Consider the following 24,372-nt stretch of genomic DNA (forward strand, 5'->3'; position numbering starts at 1 on the left):
AGGAACACGCTCAGCCCGGCGACCAGGTGGTCGAGCAGGTGCGGTCAGGCGGCGTAGGCCGCGAGCTCGCTGGCCAGGTCGGCGTGCACCCGGGCCTTGAGCAGCGTGCCGCTGCCGGTGTGCTCACTGGAGAGGATCTCGGCCTCCTGGTGCAGGCGGCTGACCAGGTCGCCGCGCTCGTAGGGCACCAGTACCTCGACGTCGATCGTCGGACGCGGCAGCTCCTCGGCGACGAGCGCCCGCAGCTCCGCGATCCCTTCGCCGGTGCGAGCCGAGACGACGATGGAGTGCTTCTCGTGGCGCCGGATCCGGTCCAGCACCTCCGGGTCGGCCGCGTCGGCCTTGTTGACCACGATGACCTCGCGCACCGACGCCGCGTCGACGTCGGCGAGCACCGCACGAACGGCGCTGATCTGGCCCTCGGGGTCGGGGTGCGAGCCGTCGACGACGTGCAGCAACAGGTCGGCGTCGGCCACCTCTTCCAGCGTCGACCTGAAGGCCTCGACCAGCTGGGTCGGCAGCTGGCGGACGAAACCGACCGTGTCGGCCAGCGTGTAGAGCCGGCCGTCCTCGGTCTCCGCGCGCCGGACCGTCGGGTCGAGGGTCGCGAACAGCTGGTTCTCGACCAGCACGCCGGCCCCCGTCAGGCGGTTGAGCAGCGAGGACTTGCCCGCATTGGTGTAGCCGGCGATCGCGACGCTCGGCACCTCGTTGGCCTTGCGCGCCAGGCGGCGGGTGTCGCGGCTGGTCTTCATCTCCTTGATCTCGCGGCGGAGCTTGGCCATCCGGATGTTGATCCGTCGGCGGTCGAGCTCGATCTTGGTCTCACCGGGACCGCGCGAGCCCATGCCCTGGCCACCTGCGGCCTGGCCACCGGCCTGGCGGGACATCGACTCACCCCAGCCACGCAGCCGCGGCAGGAGGTACTGCAGCTGGGCCAGCTCGACCTGGGCCTTGCCCTCCTTGGACTTCGCGTGCTGCGCGAAGATGTCGAGGATCAGGGCGGTGCGGTCGATGACCTTGACCTTGACGACGTCCTCGAGCGCGCGCCGCTGGCTGGGCGTCAGCTCGGTGTCGCAGATGACGGTGTCGGCACCCTCGGCGATCACGATGTCACGCAGCTCGAGCGCCTTGCCGGAGCCGAGGTAGGTGCCGGTGTCGGGCTTGGCGCGGCGCTGCACCAGCCCGGCGAGCACCGTCGAACCCGCGGTCTCCGCCAACGCGGCGAGCTCGCGCATCGAGTTGTCGGCGTCCTCCGCCGTGCCCTCGGTCCAGACCGCGGCGAGCACCACGCGCTCGAGGCGCAGCTGGCGGTACTCGACCTCGGTGACGTCCTCCAGCTCGGTGGACAGGCCGGCGACCCGGCGCAGGGCCGCGCGGTCCTCCCGGTCGTACTGGTCGCCGTCGTAGCCGGCGAGGTCGGTGGTCTCGTCACCGGGCAGGAGCTCGTCGCTCGCCAGCGCGGTGGCCTTCAGGTCGAAGATGTCTGTTCGCTTCAGTGTCATGTCCCCTCAAGAATCTCACCCTTTCAACGACCGTGACGACCCGTTTATGTCCTTCGGCCGCACGGGGCCCTAGCGTTGGCCCCGATGAACAGCCAGGACCACTACTTCACGGCCGAGCCGGCCAGCCCCGCACAGCAGCGCACGATCACGGTGCGGCTGGCCGGGCAGACCGTCGAGGTGCGCTCGGCAGCTGGTGTCTTCAGCCCCGCAGGGGTCGACCAGGGCACTGCGGTCCTGTTGCGGCACGCCCCGGCGCCGTCCACCCGGGGCACCCTCCTCGACCTCGGCTGCGGCTGGGGCCCGATCGCCCTCACCCTCGCCCTCCGCTCGCCGGAGGCGACCGTGTACGCCGTGGACGTCAACGAGCGCGCCCTCGACCTGCTCCGCACGACTGCGGAGTCGCTGGGACTGGACCGGGTGCACGCTGGCCAGCCCGACGGCATACCCGATGGCCTGCAGTTCGACGCGATCTGGTCGAACCCGCCGATCCGGGTCGGCAAGGCGGTGCTGCACGACCTGCTGCTCACCTGGCTGCCCCGCCTGGCCCCTGGGGGCGTCGCCTACCTCGTGGTGCAGAAGAACCTCGGATCCGACTCGCTGCAGCGCTGGCTCACCGAGTCCCTCGACCCCGAGGTGTATGCCGTGTCGCGGCTCACCTCGGACAAGGGCTTCCGGATCCTCGAGGTGCGTCGGGCGGGCTAGCCGCAGGCGGCTGGCCCGCCCCGGCGCGGTCACCGGGTCGGTCGCACCACCATCGCCGAACCACCACCGCGCCGGGTCGTCTCCGCCGCGGCCTCCGCCTTCCCGTGACCGAGCAGGCGGATCGCCACGGCGTTGCCGATCGGGTCCTGGAGGGCGAGCACGTGGCCCTGCGCGCGGAGCGCCGCGCCCTCGGGGGAGCTCAGCAAGGCCTGCTCGGCGTTCTCGGTGCCGTTGCGGGAGGACAGCCGCGGGGCGGCGATCGCGTCGACGAGCGCCTTGTCGCGGTCGAGGTACTCGGTGATCACCTGGGCGACGGTCGTGATGATGGTCGCGCCACCCGGGCTGCCGACGCTGAGGTAGGGCTGGCCGTCACGCAGGATGATCGTCGGGCTCATCGACGAACGCGGACGCTTTCCCGGCCCCGGGAGGTTCGGGTCCGGCACCCCGGGAGCGAGTGGCGCGAAGTTGAAGTCGGTCAGCTCGTTGTTGAGCAGGAAACCCCAGCCCGGCACGGTGATGCCCGACCCGCCGTACTGCTCGATCGTGGTCGTGAACGACACGACGTTGCCCCACCTGTCGGACACCGACAGGCTGGTTGTCGAGCGTCCGTCCGGGGCTGCTGGTGTGCTGCCCGCGGCGGGTGCGCACGCGGCATACGCGCCATCGGGTGAGCCGAACGGCACCGGTCGCGGCAGGGCCGTCGACTCGGAGAAGGTGCAGGCCCGCTCGTTCGCGAAGCCCTGGCTCAGCAGCTCGCGGGTCGGGACACCCGGCACGTCACCGACCCACCGGTTGCGGTCGGCGAAGGCGGTGGCCGACGCTTCGCTGAAGCGGTGCAGGTACTCGGCGTCGCTCACCTCCGAGAGGTCGCGGCCGGTGCGCTGGTCGTAGGCCTCGAGCAGGTTCAGGATCTCCCCCACCGCGATGCCGCCGGAGCTCGGGACACCCATGCCGTAGACGTCGAGGCCGCGGTAGCGGGCGTGCGTCGGCTGCCGGTCCAGGGCGCGGTAGGCGGCCAGGTCGGCCATCGTGATCTGGCCCTTCGGCACGCTGACCCCGTCCTTGGCGCTGGGGTTGCGGGCCTCGGCGACCAGGGCCCGCCCGAGGGCGCCGTGGTAGATCGAGTCGACGCCGTGCAGCCGGATCTCGCGGTAGGCCCTGGCGATGTCCGGGTTGTTCCAGCGGCTGCCCACGGCCGGCGCCTTGCCGTCGCGCAGGAAGACGCGGGAGGTCTCGGGGAACGTGGCGAAGCGCGCCTCGTTCTCGGCGGTGAGGTCATGGAACGACTGGTCCACCACGATCCCCTCCACCGCCTTGCGTTCGGCCGGCTCGAGCAGGCTGCCGAGGCGCTTGGTGCCGTGCCGGTCGAGGACGCGCTGCCAGAGGGCAGGAGTGCCCGGCACGCCCACCGACAAGCCGGAGTTGACCGCGGTGGTGAACGGCAGCGGCGTGCCGGTGGCCGGGTCGATGAAGGCCTTGTCGGTGAAGCTCGCCGGGGCGGCTTCACGCCCGTCGATCGTCGTGACCCGACCGGTGCGGCCGTCGCGCCACACGAAGAAGCCACCTCCGCCGATGCCGGAGGTGTACGGCTCGACGACGCCGAGCATCGCGGCGGTCGCGATCGCCGCGTCCGCCGCGTTGCCCCCGCGGCGCAGGACGTCGATCCCCGCCTGGCTCGCGTCGCGGTCGACCGAGGCCACCGCACCGCCGTAGCCGGTCATGGTCGGCACCTTGGGCAGCTGGGCGCGATGACCGCCGCCGTGGTGCCCGCCACCGGCCAACGCCGACGATGGCGCGACGAGGGAGAGGCTGGTGGCCAGGGCGCCGACGAGGCCGGCTGCCAGGATCGTGCGGGATCTCTGGGGGCTCATGAATCGACGGTATTGCGGCATTTCGGGCGCCGCACGTCGAACCGGCCGGTCGAGCTCTCAGACCAGGTCGGTGGTGCCGTCCGCGACGAGGACGGCCGGGCCGGCGAGCTCGACCTCCTGTCCCGGCAGGGCCCGCACGCGCAACCGGCCACCCGGCACATCGACCGTCCACGTGTCGGTCACGTCGCCGGCCCAGAACCGGGTCGCGAGGGCCGCGGCCGCGGCCCCCGTGCCGCAGGAGCGGGTCTCCCCGACCCCCCGCTCGTGCACGCGCATCCGGATGTGACCCGCCCCCATCGGACGGACGAACTCGACGTTGCTGCCGTGCGGTGGCACGGGGTTGACCGCAGGGGCGAGGTGCAGGTCGAGGGTGTCGAGGTCGACGGGCTCGGGCAGCGCCACCACGGTGTGCGGGTTGCCGAGGTCGAGGCTGAGCGCCGAGAAGGGCTCGTGGCGGCCGAGGTGCACCAGGGCGTCGAAGCCCTCCTCGTCGGCGATGGCCTGCTGCGCCAGCCGCCAGGGACCGAGGTTGACGGCGATCAGGTCCGGGGACTCGAACCGCACCACCTTGGTGCCGGCGCGGGTGGCGATCGCGAACTCGTCCGCCGTCTCCAGGCCCTCGCGGCGCAGGTAGGTGGCGAAGACGCGGGTGCCGTTGCCGCACATCTCCGCCACGCTCCCGTCAGCGTTGCGGTAGTCCATGAACCAGCGCGCATCGGTCGCCTGCGAGAGCACGGTCGACTCGGTCGACAGGGCGGTCGGGACGACGCGGATCACCCCGTCGCCACCGATCCCGGCCCGGCGGTCGGCGAGCAGTGCAGCCTCCTGCGCCGACAGGTCGCGGACACCCTCGAGGTCGGGCACCAGCACGAAGTCGTTCTCGGTGCCGTGGCCCTTCGTGAAGGCGGTCTGGTCAGCCATGCCCACCATTGTCGCCGATCGCGGCCCGCACCACCGCCACCGCCTGCTCGGCCAGGTCGGAGGCCGTCGCGCCGAGCCAGGTGATGCGGGGGTCGGGGCCGAACCATGACTCCTGCCGCCGCACCAGCCGACGGGTCAGCGTGGCCGTCTCGTCCTGCGCCTGCTCGGGGGTCATCGCACCGTCGAGCTCGGCCAGCGCCTGCGCATAACCCAGTGCCCGCGAGGCGGTTCGCCCTTCTCGCAGCCCGAGCGTCTCGAGGTGCCGCACCTCGTCGAGCAGCCCGTCGGCCCACATCCGCCGCACCCTCGCGTCGATCCGGGCGTCGAGCTGGGGACGCGGCATCCGCAGCCCCACGACCACGGTCGGCTGCTCGTAGGTGCGGGTCGGCATGGTCGCCGAGAACGGCCGCCCGGTGAGCTCGATGACCTCCAGCGCCCGGACGATCCGGCGGGCGTTGCCCGGTTCGATCGCGGCGGCCGCCACCGGGTCGAGCTCCGTCAGGCGTTCGAACAGCGCCGCGGAGCCCTCGCGGTCTGCCCGCTCCGCCAGGGCAGCGCGCACCGCGGGGTCGGTCGGCGGGATGTCGAGCACGTCGAGGGCGGCGCGCACGTAGAGGCCCGAGCCGCCGGCCAGCACCGGGTGCCGTCCGCGCGACTGGATGTCGGCGATGTCGGCTCGAGCGTGACGCTGGTAGGCGGCCACGCTGGCCTCCTCGACGACGTCGAGGACGTCCAGCTGGTGATGCGGTATGCCGCGTCGCTCGGGGGGTGCCAGCTTGGCCGTCCCGATGTCCATGCCGCGGTAGAGCTGGCTCGCGTCGGCGCCGACGACCTCACCGCCGAGGGCCGCTGCCAGGGCGAGGGCGAGCTCGGACTTGCCGGTCGCGGTGGGACCGACGACGCCGATCACCAGTGGCGTCGACCGTGTGGGGGTCATCGCGCCGAGGTCATCGCGTCGAGGTCATCGCGTCGAGGTCATCGCGTCAGAGGTCATCGCGTCAGAGGTCGTGCTCGTGGTCGTGGTCCCCGTCGTGGCCGAACGGGTCGGGGTCGACGCCGGGGTGCCACGCGAACCCCGGCTTGCCCCAGCCCTGCTTCTTGACCGCCTTGCGGGCCTTCTTGCCCCATCGGTCGTTCAGCCGGTCGACGTAGAGGAAGCCGTTGAGGTGGTCGTACTCGTGCTGCATGCACCGGGCGAACCAGCCCGTCGCCTCGAACGAGAGCTCGGCACCCTCGGCATCGAAGCCCGTCACGGTGGCCCGGTCGCCGCGCTTGAGCGGGAAGCTCTCGCCGGGCACCGACAGGCAGCCCTCGGCCTCGTCGTGCGGGTCCGGCTCGTCGACCGACGGCTTGGTCGCGGTGACGTAGGGGTTGACGACGACGCCGCGCGCGGGCACGCCGTCGTCGTTGTCCATCTGCCAGGTGAAGATGCGCAGTCCCACGCCGATCTGGGGCGCTGCGAGACCGACGCCGTGGGCTGCGTCCATCGTCTCGAACATGTCGGCGACCAAGGCGCGCAGGTCGTCGTCGAAGCTCTCGACGGGCTCGGCGCGACGATGGAGCACGGGCTCCCCGGTGATGACGATGGGGCGGACGGTCATGCGGGCGAGTCTTTCAGATCACCCACACGTCGGAGCAGCGACCACCGCCGGTCGGCCGACCCCCGGCATGCCGAGCGAGACGGCGGGCTTGCCGGGCACCGGCGCGTCCTGCAGGGCGGCCCAGGCGTCGCCACCCGCCGAACGCCGCACGACGTAGCTGCCACCCTCCAGCGCCGCGTCGGCGACGAGGTGGTGCGGGGCGCCATACGTCACACCGACGGTGACCAGGTCACCGGGGCGGGGCAGCTCGGCTCCCTGGGGCACGGCGAAGTGCACGAGACGGTTGTCGCGGGCGCGACCGGACAGGCGGTGGGTCTCGGCATCCTTGCGGCCCTCACCGGTGGCGACGAGCACTTCGACGTCGCGACCTTCGAGCTCACGGTTGCCGGCCCAGGAGATCTCCTCCTGCAGGGCGAGGAGCCGCTCGTAGCGCTCCTGCACCACGGCCTTCGGCAGCTGGTCGGGCATCGTCGCCGCCGGGGTGCCCGGGCGGATGGAGTACTGGAAGGTGAAGGCGCTGGAGAACCGCGACTCCCGCACCACCCGCAGGGTCTCCTCGAAGTCGGCGTCGGTCTCGCCCGGGAAGCCGACGATGATGTCGGTCGTGATCGCGGCGTCGGGGATCTGCTCGCGGACGCGGTCGATGATCCCGAGGAACCGGTCACTGCGGTAAGACCGCCGCATCGCCTTGAGCACCCGGTCGGACCCGGACTGCAGCGGCATGTGCAGGCTCGGCATGACGTTCGGGGTCTGCGCCATCGCGCTGATCACGTCGTCGGTGAAGGCGGCCGGGTGCGGGCTCGTGAACCGCACGCGCTCCAGCCCGTCGATGTCACCGCAGGCGCGCAGCAGCTTGCCGAAGGCGAGCCGGTCGCCGAACTCCACGCCATAGGTGTTGACGTTCTGGCCCAGCAGCGTCACCTCGACGACGCCCTGCTGGACGAGGGCCTGCACCTCGGCCAGCACGTCACCCGGGCGGCGGTCGGCCTCCTTGCCCCGCAGGCTCGGCACGATGCAGAACGTGCAGGTGTTGTTGCAGCCCACCGAGATCGACACCCAGCCGGCATAGGCGGAGTCGCGCCGGGTCGGCAAGGTGCTCGGGAACACCTCGAGGCTCTCGAGGATCTCGACCTCGGCACGCTTGTTGTGCCTGGCCCGGTCGAGCAGGGCCGGGAGGCTGCCGATGTTGTTGGTGCCGAACACGACATCGACCCAGGGCGCCTTCTGGACGATGGTCGAGCGGTCCTTCTGGGCCATGCAGCCACCGACCGCGATCTGCATGTCGGGGTTCTTGGTCTTGACCGGGCGCAGCTGGCCGAGGTTGCCGTAGAGCTTGTTGTCGGCGTTCTCCCGCACCGCACAGGTGTTGAACACCACGACGTCGGCGGCCTCGGGGCGGTCCGCTGCGGGCAGGCTGTTGACGTCGACGTAGCCGGCCGTCTCGAGCAGCCCGGCCAGGCGCTCGGAGTCGTGCACGTTCATCTGGCACCCGTGGGTGCGGACGTCGTAGGTCTTGGTCGCGCTCCGTGGCGCGGTGGCGTGCGTCGTCATGGCACCGCCAAGGGTACGTGCTGCTGTCGCCGGCAAGGGTGCGGTGTGCCGCGCCGACTCAGTCGCGGTGCTGCCGCGCGACGTCAGTGGGCTCTGCGGGCGTGGAGGTCGGCGAGGAGAGGAGGCGACGCGACGAACAGCAACACGAGGGCCGGCGCCACGAGGATCGGGAACCCGATGGCGAGGTAGCCGGCCGCGCCGAGCATCCCGCCGACGAAGAAGAGCCCGACGAGCGCGGCGAGCGTGCCGAGCTTGTGCAGGTCGGCACGCACCGGGGGCTCAGCCGTCCGGCGGCTTCGGTAGGCCAGCTTGCCCAGCTCGATCCCGATGTCCGTGATCATCCCGGTGACGTGGGTGGTGCGGATCTGGGCTGCCGAGATCTTGGTGATGATGGCGTTCTGCAGGCCCATGGTGAAGCAGAGCACGGCAACGAAGACGTGGTCCCGGTGCGCCCACACGAGCCGGTCGGCCAGTGCGCCGAAGGCCAGGATGAGCAACGCCTCGAGGACCAGCACGTTCGCGTAACGCCCCTGCAGGCCACGACGTCGCCCCCAGTTGAACAGCAGTGCGCACGCCATGGCCCCCAGCACGAACGACCCGATGGCCTCCAGGCCCACCCAGACGAGCGAGAGTGACCCGAGAACGAGATGGTCCGCGACCGATGCGGTCAGGCCGGTCATGTGGGAGGTGTAGACCGACACGGCGACGAACCCGACCGAGTTGAGTGCTCCGGCGATGAGGGCGAGCAGTGCCGCCAGGTACTGGTTCCGGCGAGGGTTGCGGTGGGCGCCGGCCAGGGAGCGCACCCGGCGTGCGACAACCGATCCCAGCCCGAGCCTGGCTGCGGGCACCTCCGGAACGATCACAGCCGGAGAGTACGCCCGGTCGGTGAGGTCAGTCGCGCTGGTGCTCGGGGGCGGCTGCGACGGCCTCCCGGATCACCGCCATCGCCAGCTCGGCCGGGTAGCCCTTGCGGGCGAGCATGCCGGCCAGCCGCCGCTTCTGCACGAGCGGCTCGAGCCCGTGCATGGACCGGAGCTTCTTGGCGACGAGCTGGGCGGCCCGGTCGCGCTCGACCTCCGGGTCGATCTGGTCGAGGGTCGCCTTCGCCGTCTCGTCGTCCACGCCCTTGGTGCGCAGCTCGCGCGCCAACGCCCTTCTGGCCAGCCCCCGGCCGGCCTGTTGGGACCGGACGAGCATCCCGGCGTAGGCCTCGTCGTCGATCAGGCCGACCTCGGTCATCCGGTCGAGCACCGCCTCGGCGACGTCGTCCGGGCAGTTGCGCGCCCGCAGCTTGTCGCGCAGCTGGTGCCGGCTCTTGGGGGACATCGCGAGCTGGCGCAGCACGATCTGGCGGGCCACGTCATAGGCATCCGGCTCACCATCGCGACGCTGCAGGTCGGACTCGGGGTCGCCGGGGATCGGCTGCCACGCCCGGGGTCGCCGGCTCGCCGGCTCGCCCGGGCCCGGTGGCACGGGTTCACGCGTCGCGGCCAGGGCCGCCTCGAAGGCTGCCCTGGCCGCGTCGTGTCGCTCAGTCATGTCGATCCGGAGGATGGCTCAGAACTCAGAACTCAGAACTCGACCGGCACTTCGGGCACCGCGGACTCGGCCGGCTTGTCGACCTGCGGGCCGATGCCAAGCTTTTCCTTGATCTTCTTCTCGATCTCGTTGCCGAGGTCGGGGTTGTCCTTGAGGAACTGACGGGCGTTCTCCTTGCCCTGCCCGAGCTGGTCGCCCTCGTAGGTGTACCAAGCACCGGCCTTGCGCACGAACCCGTGCTCGACCCCCATGTCGATCAGGCCACCCTCGCGCGAGATGCCCTGGCCGTAGAGGATGTCGAACTCGGCCTGCTTGAACGGCGGGGCCACCTTGTTCTTGACGATCTTGACCCGAGTGCGGTTGCCGACCGGGTCGCTGCCGTCCTTGAGGGTCTCGATCCGGCGGACGTCGAGGCGCACCGAGGCGTAGAACTTCAGCGCCTTGCCGCCGGTGGTGGTCTCCGGCGACCCGAACATGACGCCGATCTTCTCGCGGAGCTGGTTGATGAAGATGGCGGTGGTGCCGGTGGTGTTGAGCGCACCGGTGAGCTTGCGCAGCGCCTGGGACATCAGGCGGGCCTGCAGACCCACGTGGCTGTCGCCCATCTCGCCCTCGATCTCGGCGCGCGGCACGAGTGCGGCCACCGAGTCGATGACGATGATGTCGATGGCACCGGACCGGATCAACATGTCGGCGATCTCGAGCGCCTGCTCCCCCGTGTCGGGCTGGCTGACCAGCAGGGCGTCGGTGTCGACGCCCAGCTTCTTGGCGTACTCGGGGTCGAGGGCGTGCTCGGCGTCGATGAACGCCGCGATGCCGCCGGCTCGCTGGGCACTGGCCACGGCGTGCAGCGCGACGGTCGTCTTGCCCGAGGACTCCGGGCCGTAGATCTCGACCACGCGGCCCCGCGGGAGGCCGCCGATGCCGAGCGCGACGTCGAGCGCGATCGACCCGGTCGGGATCACGTCGATCGGGGGACGGACGTCGTCGCCGAGCCGCATGACCGCGCCCTTGCCGAACGACTTCTCGATCTGCCCCATCACACTGTCGAGGGACTTGGACTTCTGGTCCACGGTTGCGGAGTTCGCTCCAGCCATCTTGGCCACCATTCCTTCTTTCGCTTCGAGTCGGGCGCGCCTGCCTTCGACCCGAGGGCAGCTGCTCTGCTTCGGGTCAGACGCTAGGTGTCGGCACCGACAGCCGTCCGGGTCGATCGACCGACCTGTGGACGGGGGTGCTGGGGCGCCTCCACCTGGGGACGAACCTACCGAACACCTGTTCGAAATCCGGCACCCGGTCCGCGACACGCCGAAATCTGCAGGACGGCGCCTCAGGCGTCCCGACCGGCCCGGGCCTCGCGCCGCATCGGCGTGTGGGGGATGCCGTCCTCGAGGAAGCCGCGCCCGCTGGGAGCGAAGCCGAAGCCGGCATACCAGTCGACCAGGTGGGACTGGGCGTCGAGCACCACCACCCGCTCCCCCGCCAGCGCCAGGGCGGCCGCCACGAGGCGGCCGGCGTGTCCGCGACCGCGCGCCGACGCGGCCGTGGCCACCCGCCCGATCCGCAGTGCGCCGCCGTCGTCGAGCAGCCGCAGCGTCGCCACCGGCGCACCGTCCTGCTCCACCCAGAGGTGCCGCGCCGACGGCTCCAGGTCTCGGCCGTCGAGGTCGAGGTAGGGGCAGTCCTGCTCGACGACGAAGACGTCCGACCGCAGCGCCCACAACTGGTAGGCGGTCAGGGCGTCGAGCTCGGCGAAGGAGGCGGTGCGGACCTCGGACGCGGTCACGACAGCAGCAGCTTCTCGAGGCGTCGGGCGGTCCCGACGACACCGACGGCGCCGAGCACGACGAGGTAGGCGACGTGGCCCAGGACGCCCCACCCGACCTCGCCGAGCATGAGCGCCCGCTCCAGCGCCACCCCGTGGTAGAGCGGCGTCGCGCGCACCACCCACTGCAGCGCCTCGGGGTAGGTGGACAGTGGGAAGAAGGTCGCCGAGAAGAGGAACATCGGCTGGATCGCCAGGGTGATGTAGTCGAAGTGCACCCACGACTTCATGAACGTCGTGGCGAACATCCCGAGCGCCGCGAACGCGAAGCCGATGAAGACCGCCGCAGGCAGCGCCAGCAGCGCCCACCACGACGCGACGGCTCCAGCCAGGAGAGCCACGACGAGGAACGCCGCCGAGTAGAGACCACCGCGGATCAGCGACCACGCGATCTCGCCGACCGCGATGTCGCGCGGTCCCATCGGCGTCGCCAGCACGGCGTCGTAGAGCCGCGCGTACTTGAGCTTGAAGAAGACGTTGAAGGTGGAGTCGAAGACCGCGCCGTTCATTGCCGAGGCCGCCAGCAGGGCCGGGGCGACGAACTGCGGGTAGGAGACCTCGGTCCCGGAGTCGGTCGCCACCGTCTGGACCAGTGCCCCGATCCCGATGCCGAGCGAGAAGAGGTAGAAGACCGGCTCGGCGAACCCGGTGACGAGCGCGATCCAGCCGTGCCGGAAGGACGTGACGTTGCGCTCGACCAGCATCCGGGCCAACCCGGCGCCGGCCGGCATGGGGACCAGTCGGGTCAGCCGGCTCGGTCGGGCCGGCGCCTGCACGCTCACGGGACCAACCTCCGGGCGAAGGACCGCTCCGCCAGCCACCAGCCGACGGCGACGTAGGTGGCCAGGACCAGCAGGTGCCCGGCCAACGGCAGCGCCGACACGGTGCCGGTGGCGACGTCGCGACAGGCCTCGACCCCGTGCCAGAGCGGGGTGACCCACGCGATCGGCTGCATCCATCCCGGCAGCTGGTCGACGGGGAAGAAGGTCCCGGAGAACAGCATCAGCGGGGTGACGACCCACCGGAACAGGATATTGAAGCCGTTGTCACCCTCCTGCCTGGCCGTGAACGCGAAGATCGGTGTCACGAAGGCCATGCCGGTGAGGATGGCGATGGGCAGGCAGAACACCGCCGCGACCGACCGGAAGCCGCCGAACAACGCAGCGACGCCCATGAAGATGGTGGTCGCGGTGGTCAGGTGCGCGGCGACCGCGAGGAAGTGCCCGCGGAGCACGTCACGCACCGACATCGGGGTGGCCAGCATCGCGTGGTAGCCCATGTTCCACTTGATGTAGCCGAGCACCTGGTAGGTCGACTCCCCCATCGCCACCCACATCGTCTGGGTCGCGACGATCGCCGGGACGACGAACTGGAGGTAGGGCAGCCCGTCGACCCCGCCGACCCGCTCGTTGACCAGTGAGCCGAGGCCGATGCCCATCGCGAGCAGGAAGAACAAGGGCGAGAGGAACCGCCCGATGATGCTGCCACGCCAGGTGCGCTTGTAGACGGTGAGGAAGTAGGTGAACACGGCGAGCAGCCGCTCGGTCTGTGACAGTGGCGCCCTCGGGCCGTGCTCCACCCGGGACGTGGCCGTGCGCGCGGTCGTCGACATCAGTCCACCAGCGTCCGGCCGGTGAGGTGCAGGAAGACGTCCTCGAGGGTGGCCCGCCGCACCAGGGACGACAGCGGCTCGATGCCGCGCGAGTGCACCACGGCGGCGGCCTGGTCGCCGTCGTCCGCGTAGACGAGCAGGCGGTCGGGCAGCACCTCGACCCGCTCACCGACGCCGGTGACCTGCTCGGCGACGTCCTTGTGGTCCTCGGCGTCGAACCGCAGCTCCAGCACCTCGCGGGTGGAGTACTCGTCGATCAGCGAGCGCGGCGACCCCTCGGCCACGATCCGGCCGTGGTCCATCACGACGAGGCGGTCGCAGAGCTGCTCTGCCTCGTCCATGTAGTGGGTGGTGAGGACGAGCGTCACACCCGACCGCTTGAGCCGGAACAGCCGGTCCCACAGCACGTGGCGGGCCTGCGGGTCGAGGCCGGTGGTCGGCTCGTCGAGCAGCAGGATCTCGGGAGAGTTGATCAGCGAGCGCGCGATCGTGAGCCTGCGCTTCATGCCCCCGGAGAGCGGCTCGACCTTGTCGCCGGCGCGGTCGGTCAGCTGTGCGAAGTCGAGCAGCTCGGCCGCACGGGTGCGGACCTCCTTGCGGGACAGGCCGAAGTAGCGTCCGTAGACCCAGAGGTTCTCCTCGACGGTGAGCTCCTCGTCGAGGGTGTCGCGTTGGGGGCAGCTCCCGAGCCTGGCTCGGATCGCCGGACCGTCGGTGGCCGGGTCGAGCCCGAAGAGCCGGAGCTCGCCGCTGGTCACCGGCGAGACGCAGCCGACCATGCGCATGGTCGACGACTTGCCCGCGCCGTTGGGGCCGAGGAACCCGAAGCACTCGCCACGGCGCACGGCGAAGTCGATGCCGTCGACGGCGGTGAAGTCCGCGAACGTCTTGGTCAGCCCCGTGGCACTCAGCAGGAGGTCGTCGGTCACGGTCTGCGCGTCGCTCACCGGCGTCACGCTACCGAGGGCCACCGACGCCGCTCACCTGCTTTTGTCCTGCGCGAGCTCGTCGAGCAGGAGCCGCGCCAGCTCGGCGGCGGGCAGGGTCCGCAACCGCTCGTGCCCGGTGCCGGCCCAGAGGTGCACGAGCTCCGCCTCGCCGGTCGCCTTGCCGTGCGCCCGCAGCGGGGCGGTGACGTGGTGCACGTGCGGGTATGCCGCGGGCGCGGCCTCGGTGAACAGCTCGGTCCACGTGGTGACGAGGGCACGGGCGCTGCGCCCGGTCAAGGCGCGGGTGACGGTGGTGCCACGGCGGTGGGTCAGCGCGTGGCGGTGCACCGGTGCGGTGCCGGCCTCGGGACAGCCGAGGAACGCCGTGCCCAGGGCGACGGCGCCGGCCCCCGCCCGCAGCAGGGCGGCGGCGTCGCCGCCCGTCATCACGCCACCCGCGGCCAGCACCGGCAGCGTGGTCCGGGCGGTCACGGCCGCGACCAGCTCCGCGACACCGAGCTGGACGGCACCGGTGTCCACCGGTCCACCCCGGTGCCCACCGGCCTCCCACCCCTGGGCCACCAGACCGTCGACCCCGAGCGTCTCGGCCCACTCGACCTCGGACGGCTCGTTGACGGTCACCCACACCTCGGTCCCCACCGCCTGGAGCCGCGTGACGACCTCGGCCGGAGGCCACCCGAAGGCGAAGCTCACCAGGGCCGGGGCCGCCTCGACCAAGAGGTCGACCTTGGCCGCGAACGCGTCGTCGTCGTACCGAGGCGTCCCCAGCTCGACCCCGGCCGCGGCCGCCCACGGGGCCAGCGACGCGGCATACGCGAGGGCGTCCTGCCGCATCGAGGGGAGGTCGGGCGACGGCGCGAAGACGTTGACCCCGAAGGGCTCGGACGTGCGCTCGCGGAGCGCGACGAGGTCGGCCCGCAGCCGGTCGGGGGCGAGGTAGGCGCCGGCCAGGAAGGGCACCATCCCGCCGTCGGCCACAGCCGCCGCCAGCTCGACGGTCGACGGGCCGCCGGCCATCGGTGCGAGCACCAGAGGCTGGGCCGACCAGTCGACCGACGTCACCGGGTGGGCCGCCGGTCGACGCCCAGTCGACGCGCCTCGGGCACGTCCATGGCGTCGCAGAGCGCCAGCCACACCGTCCGCGGGCTCTCGCCGGCCTCGAGCGCCTGTGCCACCGTGCGGTCGCCGAGGACTCCCAGCACGTGGTGCTGGGCGAGCGAGGTGGCATAGGTCTCGCCGAACTCGTCGTTCATCAGGGACCAGAAGTGGCTGAGGCGCACACGGCGAGTGTAGGCGGGCCGGCCGACGCTCGACCGGCGCCCTGTCGGTGCCGGGTGAGAGGCTGTCACCCTCATGGCAGCAGACGTCCTCGACCGGTTCTCCCCGGCCACCAGCGAGTGGTTCCGGGGGTCGTTCAGTGCGCCCACGGCAGCCCAGGCCGGCGCGTGGGAGGCGATCTCCTCGGGTCAGCACGCGCTGGTGGTCGCGCCGACCGGCTCCGGCAAGACGCTGTCCGCGTTCCTCTGGGCACTCGACCGGCTGGCCGCCGAGCCGCCGCCGGCCGAGAAGCTCAAGCGCTGCCGGGTGCTCTACGTGTCGCCGATGAAGGCGCTGGCCGTCGACGTCGAGCGCAACCTGCGGTCACCCCTGGTCGGCATCGGCCACGCCGCCACCCGGCTCGGTCTCACGCCCCCCGACATCACCGTGTCGGTGCGCTCCGGCGACACCCCCGCCGGTGAGCGGCGGGCCTTTGCCCGCACCCCCACCGACGTGCTGATCACCACCCCCGAGTCGCTCTTCCTCATCCTCACCTCGCAGGCGCGCGAGGCGCTCGCCGGGGTCGAGACGGTGATCCTCGACGAGGTGCACGCCGTCGCGGGCACCAAGCGCGGTGCCCACCTCGCCCTCACCCTGGAGCGCCTCGACGCCCTCCTGGACCAGCCCGCACAGCGGATCGGCCTGTCCGCGACGGTCGAGCCGGTGTCCGAGGTGGCTCGCTACCTCGCCGGCGGCCGGCCGGTCGAGATCGTGCGGCCTCCGTCGACCAAGGAGTGGGACCTCGACGTCGTCGTCCCGATCGCCGACATGTCCGCCCTCGGCGAGGTGATCGAGGACGACCTGTCCGGCCCCGCGGCGGGGGCCGAGCGCCGTGCCTCGATCTGGCCACACGTCGAGGAGCGCATCGTCGACCTGGTGTCGTCGCACCGCTCGACCCTCGTCTTCGCCAACTCCCGTCGGCTCGCGGAGCGGCTCACCGCCCGGCTCAACGAGATCTGGGACGAGCGGCTCGAGACCATGCGCGAGGCGCGTGAGGACGACGAGGATCCGGCCGAGCCGGCCGCTCCGACGCCTCGCCAGGGCGCGGCCCGGACGCCCGCGCAGCTGATGGCCCAGTCCGGCGCGTCGTCGGGCGCCCCGCCGGTGCTGGCGCGGGCCCACCACGGCTCGGTCAGCAAGGAGCACCGCCAGCTCATCGAAGAGGACCTCAAGGCAGGCCGACTGCCCGCCGTCGTGGCGACCAGCTCGCTCGAGCTGGGGATCGACATGGGCGCGGTCGACCTCGTCATCCAGGTCGAGTCCCCACCCTCGGTGGCTTCGGGGCTCCAGCGCGTCGGACGAGCCGGTCACCAGGTCGGCGCGGTGTCGCGGGGCGTGTTGTTCCCGAAGTTCCGCGGCGACCTGGTCCAGACCGCCGTGGTGGTGGAGCGGATGCGGGCAGGTGCCATCGAGTCGTTGCGGGTCCCGGCCAACCCGGTCGACGTGCTGGCCCAGCAGGTGGTGGCGATGTGCGCCCTCGACGACTGGACCGTCGACGACCTCGAAGCCGTGGTGCGCCGGGCGACCCCCTTCGCCGCCCTGCCCCGGACGATCCTCGAGTCCGTCCTCGACATGTTGTCCGGGCGCTACCCGAGCGACGAGTTCGCCGAGCTGCGCCCGCGCATCGTGTGGGACCGCGTCACCGGCGTGCTGTCCGGCCGCCCGGGCGCCCAACGCCTCGCGGTCACGTCGGGCGGCACGATCCCCGACCGTGGCCTCTACGCCGTGTTCCTCGCCTCCAGCGAGGGTGCCGGTCGCCGGGTCGGCGAGCTCGACGAGGAGATGGTCTACGAGTCGCGGGTCGGCGACGTGTTCACGCTCGGCACCTCCACCTGGCGGATCGAGGACATCACCCACGACCGGGTGCTGGTCACCCCGGCGCCGGGGCTGCCCGGCCGCCTCCCGTTCTGGAAGGGCGACCAGCAGGGCCGGCCGGCCGAGCTGGGGAGGGCCGTCGGGACCTTCGTCCGCGAGGTCGTCGGCCTGGCGCCAGCCAAGGCCCGGGCGCGGGTCGAGGCCGCGGGGCTCGACGAGTGGGCCGCCGACAACCTGTTGGGATACCTCGCCGAGCAGCAGGAGGCCACCCGGCACGTGCCCGACGACCGCACCATCGTCGTCGAGCGGTTCCGCGACGAGATCGGCGACTGGCGGGTCGCCGTCCACTCGCCGTTCGGCGGGCAGGTGCACGCGCCCTGGGCGCTCTGCGTCTCGGCCCGGATGCGCGAGCGCTACGGCGTCGACGTCCAGGCCATGCACGGCGACGACGGCATCGTCTTCCGGTTGCCCGACCTCGAGTTCGAGGACGACGGCAGCCCTGGTCATGGCTCCGGCCGCGGGGTGGGGGCCGAGCTGCTCGAGCTGGTGCGGCTGGACGCCGACGACGTGCACGACCTCGTGACCGCCGAGATCGGCGGGTCCGCCCTGTTCGCCGCACGGTTCCGTGAGTGCGCCTCGCGGGCGCTGCTCCTGCCCCGCCGTCGCCCCGACCGACGGCAACCGCTGTGGCAGCAGCGCCAGCGGGCGGCCCAGCTGCTCGAGGTGGCCAGCCAGTACGCGTCCTTCCCGATCGTGCTCGAGACCGTCCGCGAGTGCGTCCAGGACGTGTTCGACGTCCCCGGGCTCACCGCGCTGATGCGCTCGATCGAGTCGCGCGAGGTGACCCTGGTCGACGTCGAGTCGTCCCAGCCCTCACCGTTCGCACGGTCGCTGATGTTCGGCTACGTCGCCCAGTTCCTCTACGAGGGCGACTCCCCGCTCGCCGAGAAGCGCGCCGCCGCCCTGGCCCTCGACCCGACCCTCCTGGCGGAGCTGCTCGGGCGTGGCGAGGGCCTGTCGCTGCGCGACCTGCTCGACCCCGCCGAGGTGACCCGCACCGAGTCAGAGCTGCAGCGGCTGGTCGCCGAGCGCGCCTGCCGCGACGCCGAGGACGTCGCCGACCTGCTGCGGGTGCTCGGCCCGCTCCCTCTCGACGCGATCCAGGCCCGCTCGCAGGCGGCTCTCACCCACCAGGAGATCGGCGGCTGGCTGGTCGACCTCGAGGGCGCCCGCCGGGTGATCCGGGTGCGGGTGGCCGGGCAGGAGCGGTGGGCGGCCATCGAGGACGCCGGTCGGCTCCGCGACGCACTGGGCTGCTCGTTGCCGGTGGGGGTGCCGCAGACCTTCCTCGAGTCGGTGCCCGACCCGCTCGGCGACCTGGTCCGCCGTTACGCCCGCACGCACGGCCCGTTCCCCGCCGCGGCAGTCGCGGCGTGGTGGGGCGTCGGGCCGGCGGTCGCCCTCGACGCGCTGCGCCGACTGGTCTCCTCCGGGCGGGTGGTCGAGGGTGAGCTGCTCCCCACCGAGAACGGCGGCGGCGTCCACGGCCTCGACTACTGTGACGCCGAGGTGCTCCGGCTGCTGCGTCGCCGGTCCCTGGCCGCCCTGCGTGCCGAGGTCGAGCCGGTCCCGGCCGTCGAGCTGGCCCGCTTCCTCCCCCAGTGGCAGTCGGTCGGCGGTGGTCTGCGCGGACGCGAGGGACTCGTGCGGGCCATCGAGCAGCTGGCTGGAGCGGTGCTGCCCGCGAGCGCGCTCGAGAGCCTGGTGCTGCCCTCCCGCGTGGTCGACTACTCCCCGGCGCTCCTCGACGACCTGACCAGCAGCGGCGAGGTGCTCTGGCGCGGTCACGGGTCGTTGCCCGGTGACGACGGCTGGGTCTCGCTGCACCTGGCCGACACCGCCCACCTGACCCTCGCGCCGTTGTCCGAGCGGGCGCTGACCGAGACCGAGCAAGCGGTCGTCGACGCGCTGGCCGGAGGCGGCGCCTACTTCTTCCGCACCCTGTCCGATGCCGTCGGCAGCACCGACGACGAGCAGCTGCTCGCCGACCTCTGGACGCTCGCATGGGACGGCCGGGTCAGCAACGACACCCTCAGCCCGCTGCGTGGTCTGCTCTCCGGTGGCCGCACCACCCACAAGCGCACCCGCAGTGGCCCGCGGACGACCCGCTATGCCGGTCGGCGCGGCTCGCTGGGCGCGCTCTCCGGCCAGCGTGGGCTCGGCCGGGCTGCTCTCCCCACCCGCAGCGGGCCGGCCGCGGGGGCGGGGCGCTGGTCCCTGCTCCCCGAGGTGGAGCAGGACACCACCGTGCGGGCCTACGCGACGGCCGAGGTCCTGCTCGACCGCTATGGCGTCGTGACCCGCGGCTCCGTGGTCGCCGAGGACGTGCCGGGCGGGTTCGCCGGGGTCTACCGCGTGCTCGCGGCCGCCGAGGAGTCGGGGCGGGTGCGGCGTGGCTACTTCGTGGAGTCGTTGGGCGCTTCCCAGTTCTCGACGACCGGTGCCGTCGACCGGCTCCGTGCCGGCGCCCGACCGGTCGGCGACGAGGCCGACCACAGCGTGCCGGCCATGGTGCTGGCGGCCACCGACCCGGCCAACCCCTACGGCGCGGCGCTGCCCTGGCCCGACCGCGCCCTGGCCGCCGACGAGTCGCAGGAGGCCGGTGCGCCCACGGGCAAGCGGGGGCACCAGCCGGCCCGCAAGGCCGGGGCCCTGGTCGTGCTCGTCGACGGCGAGCTGGTCCTCTACGTCGAGCGTGGCGGCAAGACCCTGCTCTCCTGGACCCAGGACGACCAGTCGCTGCAGGGCGCGGCCGATGCGCTGGCCCTGGCCGTCCGCGAGGGCGCGCTGGGTCGGCTCACCGTCGAGAAGGCCGACGGCGACGCGGTGCTCGGCTCCGACCACCCCCTCGCGTCCGCGCTGGCCAAGGCCGGGTTCCACGCCACCCCCCGCGGGTTGCGGCTGCGCCGGTGACGCGCGATGCCTGAGGGCGACACGGTCTGGCGCACCGCGACCCGGCTGCACAAGGCCTTGGCCGGTGCCGAGGTCGTGCTCTGCGACTTGCGTTTCCCCGATCTCGCCACGGTCGACCTGCGCGGCGCCATGACGCTCGAGGTGGTCAGTCGGGGCAAGCACGTGCTGCATCGGTTCGACAGCGGGGTGACCCTGCACTCGCACCTGCGGATGGAGGGTCAGTGGCGCGTCGAGTCACCCGCCGACACCGCCCGGTGGCTGCGCCGCGACGACCTGCGGGCCGCGATCGGCACGGCGGCCTGGTCCGGACTGGGTCTGCGACTGGGTCTGCTCGAGCTCGTCGCCACGAGCGCCGAGTCGACGGTGGTCGGCCACCTGGGACCAGACCTGCTCGGAGCCGACTGGGACCTGCCGACTGCAGTGGCCAACCTGCGGGCGTCCGGTGACACCATCGGATCCGCTCTGCTCGACCAACGCAACCTGGCCGGGATCGGCACCCTCTGGGCGAGCGAGTCGCTGTTCCTGACCCGGATCGGCCCGTGGACGCCGGCCGCCGACCTCGACCCGGGTGACCTCGAGCGCGTCGTCAGCAGAGCCCACGCGCTGCTCGACCAGGCGCGCCACCACGCCGTGCAGTCGAGCACCGGGGTCCGGCGGCGGGGCGAGGAGCACTTCGTCCACGCGAGGTCCGGTCGGCCGTGTCGTCGCTGCGGCACCACCGTGCGCGTGGCGATGATCGGACCGGCGCTGCGCGAGCGGACGATGTTCTACTGCCCCGGGTGCCAGCACGGGCTGGGGCCGACCGATGACGGTCGACCGCAACGACCGATGGGGTCCACGTCAGGTCGGGCCGGCACCTACCGACGCGCCTGAGCCGCTCGGATCAGGCAGCAGTGGCGATCAGGCAGCAGTGACGATCAGGCAGCAGTGGCGATCAGGCAGCAGTGGCGATCAGGCAGCGGAGGCGGAGACCATCGCCGAGGCCGGCAGCGGCAGCGACACCGGCGCGGTCAGCGCCTCGGTCTCGGCGACCCGCTCGGACACCTGGCCGAGCACCTCGCTGAGCGGCAGGTGCAGGGCCCCACAGATCGAGGCGAGCAGCTCGGAGGAGGCTTCCTTCTCCCCACGCTCGACCTCACTGAGGTAGCCGAGGGAGACGGAGGCGGCGGCGGAGACCTCGCGCAGGGTGCGCCCCTGGGTCTGGCGCTGCTCGCGGAGCACGTCACCGAGCTCACGACGAAGCAGGATCATGGCGCCTCCTCCACTGACTGGTGCTGACCGACGAAAGGGTGGTGCTGCAACTGCGGCCACGGTCGGACCGTGGACACCAACGTTACCCCGTGGGCCTGACGCTTCGCGCGCAGGATTCGAAGAACACGCGGCACGATTGCGTCAACCGTCCGCAGGGCGAGAATCTTCCGTCCCACCCTCCTCACCCGCCTCGGGGTCGGTGAGCAGGGCCGAGCAGAGGTCGAGCGCTCGCGCCACCGTGGTCGCTCGGATCGCGGTCCGGTCGCCGCTGAGCGCGAGCTCACGGGCCACCACCCGGTCCGCGAACGCCACTGCCACGAACACCGTGCCCACCGACCGGCCGTCCTGCGGGTCGGGTCCGGCCACCCCGGTCGTGGCGATCCCGACGTCGGCTCCCAGCACGCGGCGGACGCCGGTGGCCATCTGCCGCGCCACCTCGGCCTGCACGGCCCCGCCCGTGGTGAGCAGGTCGGCGTCGACGCCGAGCAGCTCGGCCTTGAGCTCGGTCGCATAGGCGACGACGGACCCACGCACGACCGCCGAGGAGCCGGGCACCGAGGTGAGGGCGGCGCAGACCAGCCCGCCGGTCAGCGACTCGGCGGTCGCCACCGTGCGGCCGGCTGCCACCAATGCGCCGACCACCTCGGGAGCCGGGCTCACCAGGCCACCGCCGGCAGCGTGGCCGTCCGGCATGCAGCGCTACGCAGCCCGTCGGCGTGGTTCACCGCGTCACCCCTGCCGCGCCGCCCGGCGAGCCCGCTTCATCGCAGACCGCTCGCTCGTCTGGCGCAGCCGCAGCGCCTTGACGGCGATGTCCAGACCGGTCACCACGGTCACCGTGACAGCCAGACCGAGGATGACGTCGGCCACCGTCGCCCAGGTGTCCGCCCCGGAGAACGACGCGAGCGGCAGGGTGAGCAGCAGCAGCCCGAAGAACTGCAGGGTCGTCTTCACCTTCCCCCCTCGTCCGGCCGGCATGACGCCGTGCCGGATGACGAAGAACCGCAGGACGGTCACCCCCCACTCGCGGACGAGCACGACGACGGTCACCCACCACGGGAGCTCACCGAGCACCGAGAGACCGACGAACGCCATACCCATCAGGGTCTTGTCGGCGATCGGGTCGGCGATCTTGCCGAAGTTGGTGATCAGACCACGTCGGCGGGCCAGCTCGCCGTCCACCCGGTCGGTCAGGGTGGCGACCACGAAGACGCCGGCAGCGGCCCACCGCATGCCGGGGCGGTCGCCGCCGTCGAAGAGGAGCAGCCACGCATACACCGGGACCAGGAGGATCCGCGCCACCGTGAGGGCGTTGGCGATGTTCCACGAGCTGGGTGGGGGCACCGCGACCGGGGTGGCGATCGGGTCGGGCGCCGGCGAGGACTCGCTCAGCATGGCTCGGCCAGCAGGTCGATCCCCTCGGTGCCGGTGACGACAGCCCGCACGATGTCGCCCACGGCGACGTCGGGGAACGCGGCAGGGTCGAGCAGCGTGACACCGTCGACGTCGGGCCCCTGGTGGACGGCTCGGCCGATGACCATCGTCTCGTCGTCGTCCGCGTCGGCCGGCACCGACTCGACGAGCACCTCCACGCGTTCGCCGATCCGTTCCTCGGCACGCTGGAGGTTCAGCTCCTCGATGAGGGCGGTGAATCGCGAGACCCGCTCGGCGACGACGTCCTCGGGCACCTTGTCGCCATAGGTCTCGGCCTCGGTGCCGTCCTCGTCGGAGTAGCCGAACACCCCCACGACATCGAGCCGGGCGGCCACGAGGAAGGCCTCGAGCTCGGCCAGGTCGTCCTCGGTCTCGCCGGGGAAGCCGACGATGACGTTGCTGCGGATGCCGGCCAGCGGCACCCGGGCACGCACCTCGTCGAGCAGCCCCAGGAACGCCTCGCGCCCACCGAACCGGCGCATCGAGCGCAGCAGCGGCGCGGAGGCGTGCTGGAACGAGATGTCGAAGTAGGGGACCACTCCCGGCACGGACGCCATGGCGTCGAGCAGGCCGGGGCGGATCTCGGCCGGCTGGAGGTAGCTGACCCGCACCCGCTCGATCCCAGGCACGGCCGCCAGGTCGGGCAGGAGCTTCTCCAGCAGCCCGAGGTCGCCGAGGTCCTTGCCGTAGGACGTGGAGTTCTCGCTGACGAGGAAGAGCTCCTTGACGCCGCGCTCTCCCAGCCAGCGGGCCTCGGCAAGGATGTCGTGCGGTCGTCGCGAGACGAACGCCCCGCGGAACATGGGGATGGCGCAGAAGGCACACCGTCGGTCGCACCCGCTGGCGATCTTCAGCGGCGCCCACGGGCGCCCGTCGAGCCGGGCGCGGATGACCCGCGGACCGGAGGCCGGGACGGGTCCGTCGATGGTCACGTCGACCGGCTCGCTGGAGAGCTGCTCGGGCGAAGTCGGGTCCGCGACGTTCCCGTGCCCCGGCAGGGAGACCCCGGACGAGCCGTCCTGGCGCTGGAGCGGTGAGATCGGCAGCAGCTGGCGGCGGTCGGACGGTACGTGCGAGGCGGGCGCGTGCCCGTCGAGGATGGCCCGCAGGTGGGCGGACATGTCGACGTAGGAGTCGAAGCCCAGCACCGCGTCGGCCTCGGGCAGCTCGTCGGCGAGCTGCTGACCGTACCGCTCGGCGAGGCAGCCCACCGCGACGACCTTCTGCGTCTTCGACTGGCCCTTGCGCGCGGAGGCCTCGAGGAGCACGTCGATGGAGTCCTTCTTGGCCTGCTCGACGAACCCGCAGGTGTTCACCACCGCCACGTCGGCGTCGTCGGCGTCGTCGACGAGCAGCCACCCCTCGGACGCGAGCCGACCGGCCAGCTCCTCGGAGTCGACCTCGTTGCGGGTGCAGCCGAGCGTGACGAGGGCGACGCTGCGCGGGGTCGTCGGGGTGCTCTCGGCGGTCGTGCTCATGGCCCCCACTCTAGGGGTGGGTAG

General features: G+C 72.2%; 22 protein-coding genes. 3 read left to right on the forward strand and 19 right to left on the reverse strand.

Features of this window, described 5'->3' with window-relative positions:
- Window positions 1-44 precede the first annotated feature (44 nt).
- The gene (gene hflX, locus BLQ34_RS07450) at window positions 45-1,505 is read right to left on the reverse strand and encodes a GTPase HflX (protein ID WP_091783593.1); all 1,461 of its coding nucleotides are present in this window, start codon (window positions 1,503-1,505) and stop codon (window positions 45-47) included.
- Window positions 1,506-1,589: 84 nt separating this feature from the next.
- On the opposite strand from hflX, the gene BLQ34_RS07455 reads away from it, so the two are divergent.
- Complete coding sequence (locus tag BLQ34_RS07455) at window positions 1,590-2,207, forward strand: class I SAM-dependent methyltransferase (protein WP_091783596.1); 618 nt, start codon at window positions 1,590-1,592, stop codon at window positions 2,205-2,207.
- A 29-nt stretch (window positions 2,208-2,236) separates the two neighbouring features.
- Here BLQ34_RS07455 and BLQ34_RS07460 read toward each other — a convergent pair whose 3' ends face one another.
- The 14 genes from BLQ34_RS07460 to BLQ34_RS07525 form a co-directional block, all read right to left on the reverse strand.
- Entirely contained in the window at window positions 2,237-4,078 is a 1,842-nt protein-coding gene (locus BLQ34_RS07460) for a gamma-glutamyltransferase family protein (protein ID WP_172829367.1), read from the reverse strand.
- Window positions 4,079-4,135: 57 nt separating this feature from the next.
- Window positions 4,136-4,999, reverse strand: a complete 864-nt coding sequence (dapF, locus tag BLQ34_RS07465) for a diaminopimelate epimerase (protein WP_091789496.1) — start codon at window positions 4,997-4,999, stop codon at window positions 4,136-4,138.
- Window positions 4,992-5,936 carry a tRNA (adenosine(37)-N6)-dimethylallyltransferase MiaA gene (miaA, locus tag BLQ34_RS07470; protein ID WP_091783599.1) on the reverse strand — a complete coding sequence of 315 codons (945 nt, stop codon included), beginning with the start codon at window positions 5,934-5,936 and terminating at the stop codon, window positions 4,992-4,994. The genes dapF and miaA overlap by 8 nt, the downstream gene beginning before the upstream one ends.
- A gap of 61 nt (window positions 5,937-5,997) precedes the next feature.
- On the reverse strand, window positions 5,998-6,600 hold the full coding sequence (gene def, locus BLQ34_RS07475; RefSeq protein WP_091783602.1) for a peptide deformylase: 603 nt from the start codon (window positions 6,598-6,600) through the stop codon (window positions 5,998-6,000).
- An 18-nt stretch (window positions 6,601-6,618) separates the two neighbouring features.
- Window positions 6,619-8,151: a tRNA (N6-isopentenyl adenosine(37)-C2)-methylthiotransferase MiaB gene (miaB, locus tag BLQ34_RS07480; RefSeq protein ID WP_091783605.1), complete on the reverse strand. Its 1,533-nt coding sequence runs from the start codon at window positions 8,149-8,151 to the stop codon at window positions 6,619-6,621.
- An 83-nt stretch (window positions 8,152-8,234) separates the two neighbouring features.
- Window positions 8,235-9,017, reverse strand: a complete 783-nt coding sequence (locus BLQ34_RS07485) for a YoaK family protein (RefSeq protein ID WP_231961490.1) — start codon at window positions 9,015-9,017, stop codon at window positions 8,235-8,237.
- A 28-nt stretch (window positions 9,018-9,045) separates the two neighbouring features.
- Window positions 9,046-9,693 (reverse strand): regulatory protein RecX, encoded by a 648-nt coding sequence (locus BLQ34_RS07490; protein ID WP_091783608.1) that lies wholly within the window; start codon window positions 9,691-9,693, stop codon window positions 9,046-9,048.
- 32 nt (window positions 9,694-9,725) lie between these two features.
- Window positions 9,726-10,733, reverse strand: a complete 1,008-nt coding sequence (gene recA / locus BLQ34_RS07495; protein WP_407946404.1) for a recombinase RecA — start codon at window positions 10,731-10,733, stop codon at window positions 9,726-9,728.
- A gap of 290 nt (window positions 10,734-11,023) precedes the next feature.
- Window positions 11,024-11,479 (reverse strand): GNAT family N-acetyltransferase, encoded by a 456-nt coding sequence (locus tag BLQ34_RS07500; protein ID WP_091783612.1) that lies wholly within the window; start codon window positions 11,477-11,479, stop codon window positions 11,024-11,026.
- Window positions 11,476-12,300, reverse strand: coding sequence for an ABC transporter permease (locus tag BLQ34_RS07505; RefSeq protein ID WP_231961491.1), 825 nt, complete (start codon window positions 12,298-12,300; stop codon window positions 11,476-11,478). The genes BLQ34_RS07500 and BLQ34_RS07505 overlap by 4 nt, the downstream gene beginning before the upstream one ends.
- A complete protein-coding gene (locus BLQ34_RS07510; protein ID WP_091783615.1) occupies window positions 12,297-13,130 on the reverse strand; it encodes an ABC transporter permease in 834 nt (277 codons plus the stop codon). Before BLQ34_RS07510 ends, BLQ34_RS07505 begins: the two co-directional genes overlap by 4 nt.
- Complete coding sequence (locus BLQ34_RS07515) at window positions 13,130-14,077, reverse strand: ABC transporter ATP-binding protein (RefSeq protein ID WP_231961492.1); 948 nt, start codon at window positions 14,075-14,077, stop codon at window positions 13,130-13,132. Before BLQ34_RS07515 ends, BLQ34_RS07510 begins: the two co-directional genes overlap by 1 nt.
- A gap of 33 nt (window positions 14,078-14,110) precedes the next feature.
- Window positions 14,111-15,109, reverse strand: coding sequence for a nitronate monooxygenase (locus tag BLQ34_RS07520; protein WP_231961493.1), 999 nt, complete (start codon window positions 15,107-15,109; stop codon window positions 14,111-14,113).
- A gap of 29 nt (window positions 15,110-15,138) precedes the next feature.
- A complete protein-coding gene (locus BLQ34_RS07525) occupies window positions 15,139-15,360 on the reverse strand; it encodes a DUF3046 domain-containing protein (RefSeq protein WP_091783621.1) in 222 nt (73 codons plus the stop codon).
- A 73-nt stretch (window positions 15,361-15,433) separates the two neighbouring features.
- Between BLQ34_RS07525 and BLQ34_RS07530 the strand changes: the two genes are divergently transcribed.
- Both BLQ34_RS07530 and BLQ34_RS07535 read left to right on the forward strand, forming a co-directional pair.
- Complete coding sequence (locus BLQ34_RS07530; RefSeq protein WP_091783624.1) at window positions 15,434-20,185, forward strand: ATP-dependent helicase; 4,752 nt, start codon at window positions 15,434-15,436, stop codon at window positions 20,183-20,185.
- Between the two features lie 6 nt (window positions 20,186-20,191).
- On the forward strand, window positions 20,192-21,058 hold the full coding sequence (locus BLQ34_RS07535; RefSeq protein ID WP_091783627.1) for a DNA-formamidopyrimidine glycosylase family protein: 867 nt from the start codon (window positions 20,192-20,194) through the stop codon (window positions 21,056-21,058).
- Window positions 21,059-21,136: 78 nt separating this feature from the next.
- Here the strand turns inward: BLQ34_RS07535 and BLQ34_RS07540 are convergent, their stop codons facing one another.
- The 4 genes from BLQ34_RS07540 to rimO all read right to left on the reverse strand — a co-directional run bounded on the left by BLQ34_RS07540 (window position 21,137) and on the right by rimO (window position 24,348).
- The gene (locus tag BLQ34_RS07540) at window positions 21,137-21,436 is read right to left on the reverse strand and encodes a helix-turn-helix domain-containing protein (protein ID WP_056923552.1); all 300 of its coding nucleotides are present in this window, start codon (window positions 21,434-21,436) and stop codon (window positions 21,137-21,139) included.
- A 141-nt stretch (window positions 21,437-21,577) separates the two neighbouring features.
- A complete protein-coding gene (locus tag BLQ34_RS07545) occupies window positions 21,578-22,129 on the reverse strand; it encodes a CinA family protein (RefSeq protein WP_091783632.1) in 552 nt (183 codons plus the stop codon).
- 36 nt (window positions 22,130-22,165) lie between these two features.
- Entirely contained in the window at window positions 22,166-22,831 is a 666-nt protein-coding gene (locus BLQ34_RS07550) for a CDP-alcohol phosphatidyltransferase family protein (RefSeq protein ID WP_091783635.1), read from the reverse strand.
- Window positions 22,825-24,348 (reverse strand): 30S ribosomal protein S12 methylthiotransferase RimO, encoded by a 1,524-nt coding sequence (gene rimO, locus BLQ34_RS07555; protein ID WP_091789510.1) that lies wholly within the window; start codon window positions 24,346-24,348, stop codon window positions 22,825-22,827. Before rimO ends, BLQ34_RS07550 begins: the two co-directional genes overlap by 7 nt.
- Window positions 24,349-24,372: the final 24 nt, after the last annotated feature.

This window comes from Pedococcus dokdonensis, assembly GCF_900104525.1.
In the GTDB taxonomy this organism is placed as follows: domain Bacteria; phylum Actinomycetota; class Actinomycetes; order Actinomycetales; family Dermatophilaceae; genus Pedococcus; species Pedococcus dokdonensis.

What these genes read in the sequence shown, in the direction of transcription:
- BLQ34_RS07550 (WP_091783635.1), bottom strand. Translation starts at nt 22,831, where the DNA reads ATGCTGAGCGAGTCCTCGCCGGCGCCCGACCCGATCGCCACCCCGGTC.
- BLQ34_RS07510 (WP_091783615.1), bottom strand. Translation starts at nt 13,130, where the DNA reads ATGTCGACGACCGCGCGCACGGCCACGTCCCGGGTGGAGCACGGCCCG.
- miaB (WP_091783605.1), bottom strand. Translation starts at nt 8,151, where the DNA reads ATGACGACGCACGCCACCGCGCCACGGAGCGCGACCAAGACCTACGAC.
- hflX (WP_091783593.1), bottom strand. Translation starts at nt 1,505, where the DNA reads ATGACACTGAAGCGAACAGACATCTTCGACCTGAAGGCCACCGCGCTG.
- BLQ34_RS07460 (WP_172829367.1), bottom strand. Translation starts at nt 4,078, where the DNA reads ATGAGCCCCCAGAGATCCCGCACGATCCTGGCAGCCGGCCTCGTCGGC.
- BLQ34_RS07540 (WP_056923552.1), bottom strand. Translation starts at nt 21,436, where the DNA reads ATGATCCTGCTTCGTCGTGAGCTCGGTGACGTGCTCCGCGAGCAGCGC.
- BLQ34_RS07535 (WP_091783627.1), top strand. Translation starts at nt 20,192, where the DNA reads ATGCCTGAGGGCGACACGGTCTGGCGCACCGCGACCCGGCTGCACAAG.
- dapF (WP_091789496.1), bottom strand. Translation starts at nt 4,999, where the DNA reads ATGGCTGACCAGACCGCCTTCACGAAGGGCCACGGCACCGAGAACGAC.
- BLQ34_RS07545 (WP_091783632.1), bottom strand. Translation starts at nt 22,129, where the DNA reads ATGCCGGACGGCCACGCTGCCGGCGGTGGCCTGGTGAGCCCGGCTCCC.
- BLQ34_RS07455 (WP_091783596.1), top strand. Translation starts at nt 1,590, where the DNA reads ATGAACAGCCAGGACCACTACTTCACGGCCGAGCCGGCCAGCCCCGCA.
- miaA (WP_091783599.1), bottom strand. Translation starts at nt 5,936, where the DNA reads ATGACCCCCACACGGTCGACGCCACTGGTGATCGGCGTCGTCGGTCCC.
- BLQ34_RS07530 (WP_091783624.1), top strand. Translation starts at nt 15,434, where the DNA reads ATGGCAGCAGACGTCCTCGACCGGTTCTCCCCGGCCACCAGCGAGTGG.
- BLQ34_RS07490 (WP_091783608.1), bottom strand. Translation starts at nt 9,693, where the DNA reads ATGACTGAGCGACACGACGCGGCCAGGGCAGCCTTCGAGGCGGCCCTG.
- rimO (WP_091789510.1), bottom strand. Translation starts at nt 24,348, where the DNA reads ATGAGCACGACCGCCGAGAGCACCCCGACGACCCCGCGCAGCGTCGCC.
- def (WP_091783602.1), bottom strand. Translation starts at nt 6,600, where the DNA reads ATGACCGTCCGCCCCATCGTCATCACCGGGGAGCCCGTGCTCCATCGT.
- recA (WP_407946404.1), bottom strand. Translation starts at nt 10,733, where the DNA reads ATGGGGCAGATCGAGAAGTCGTTCGGCAAGGGCGCGGTCATGCGGCTC.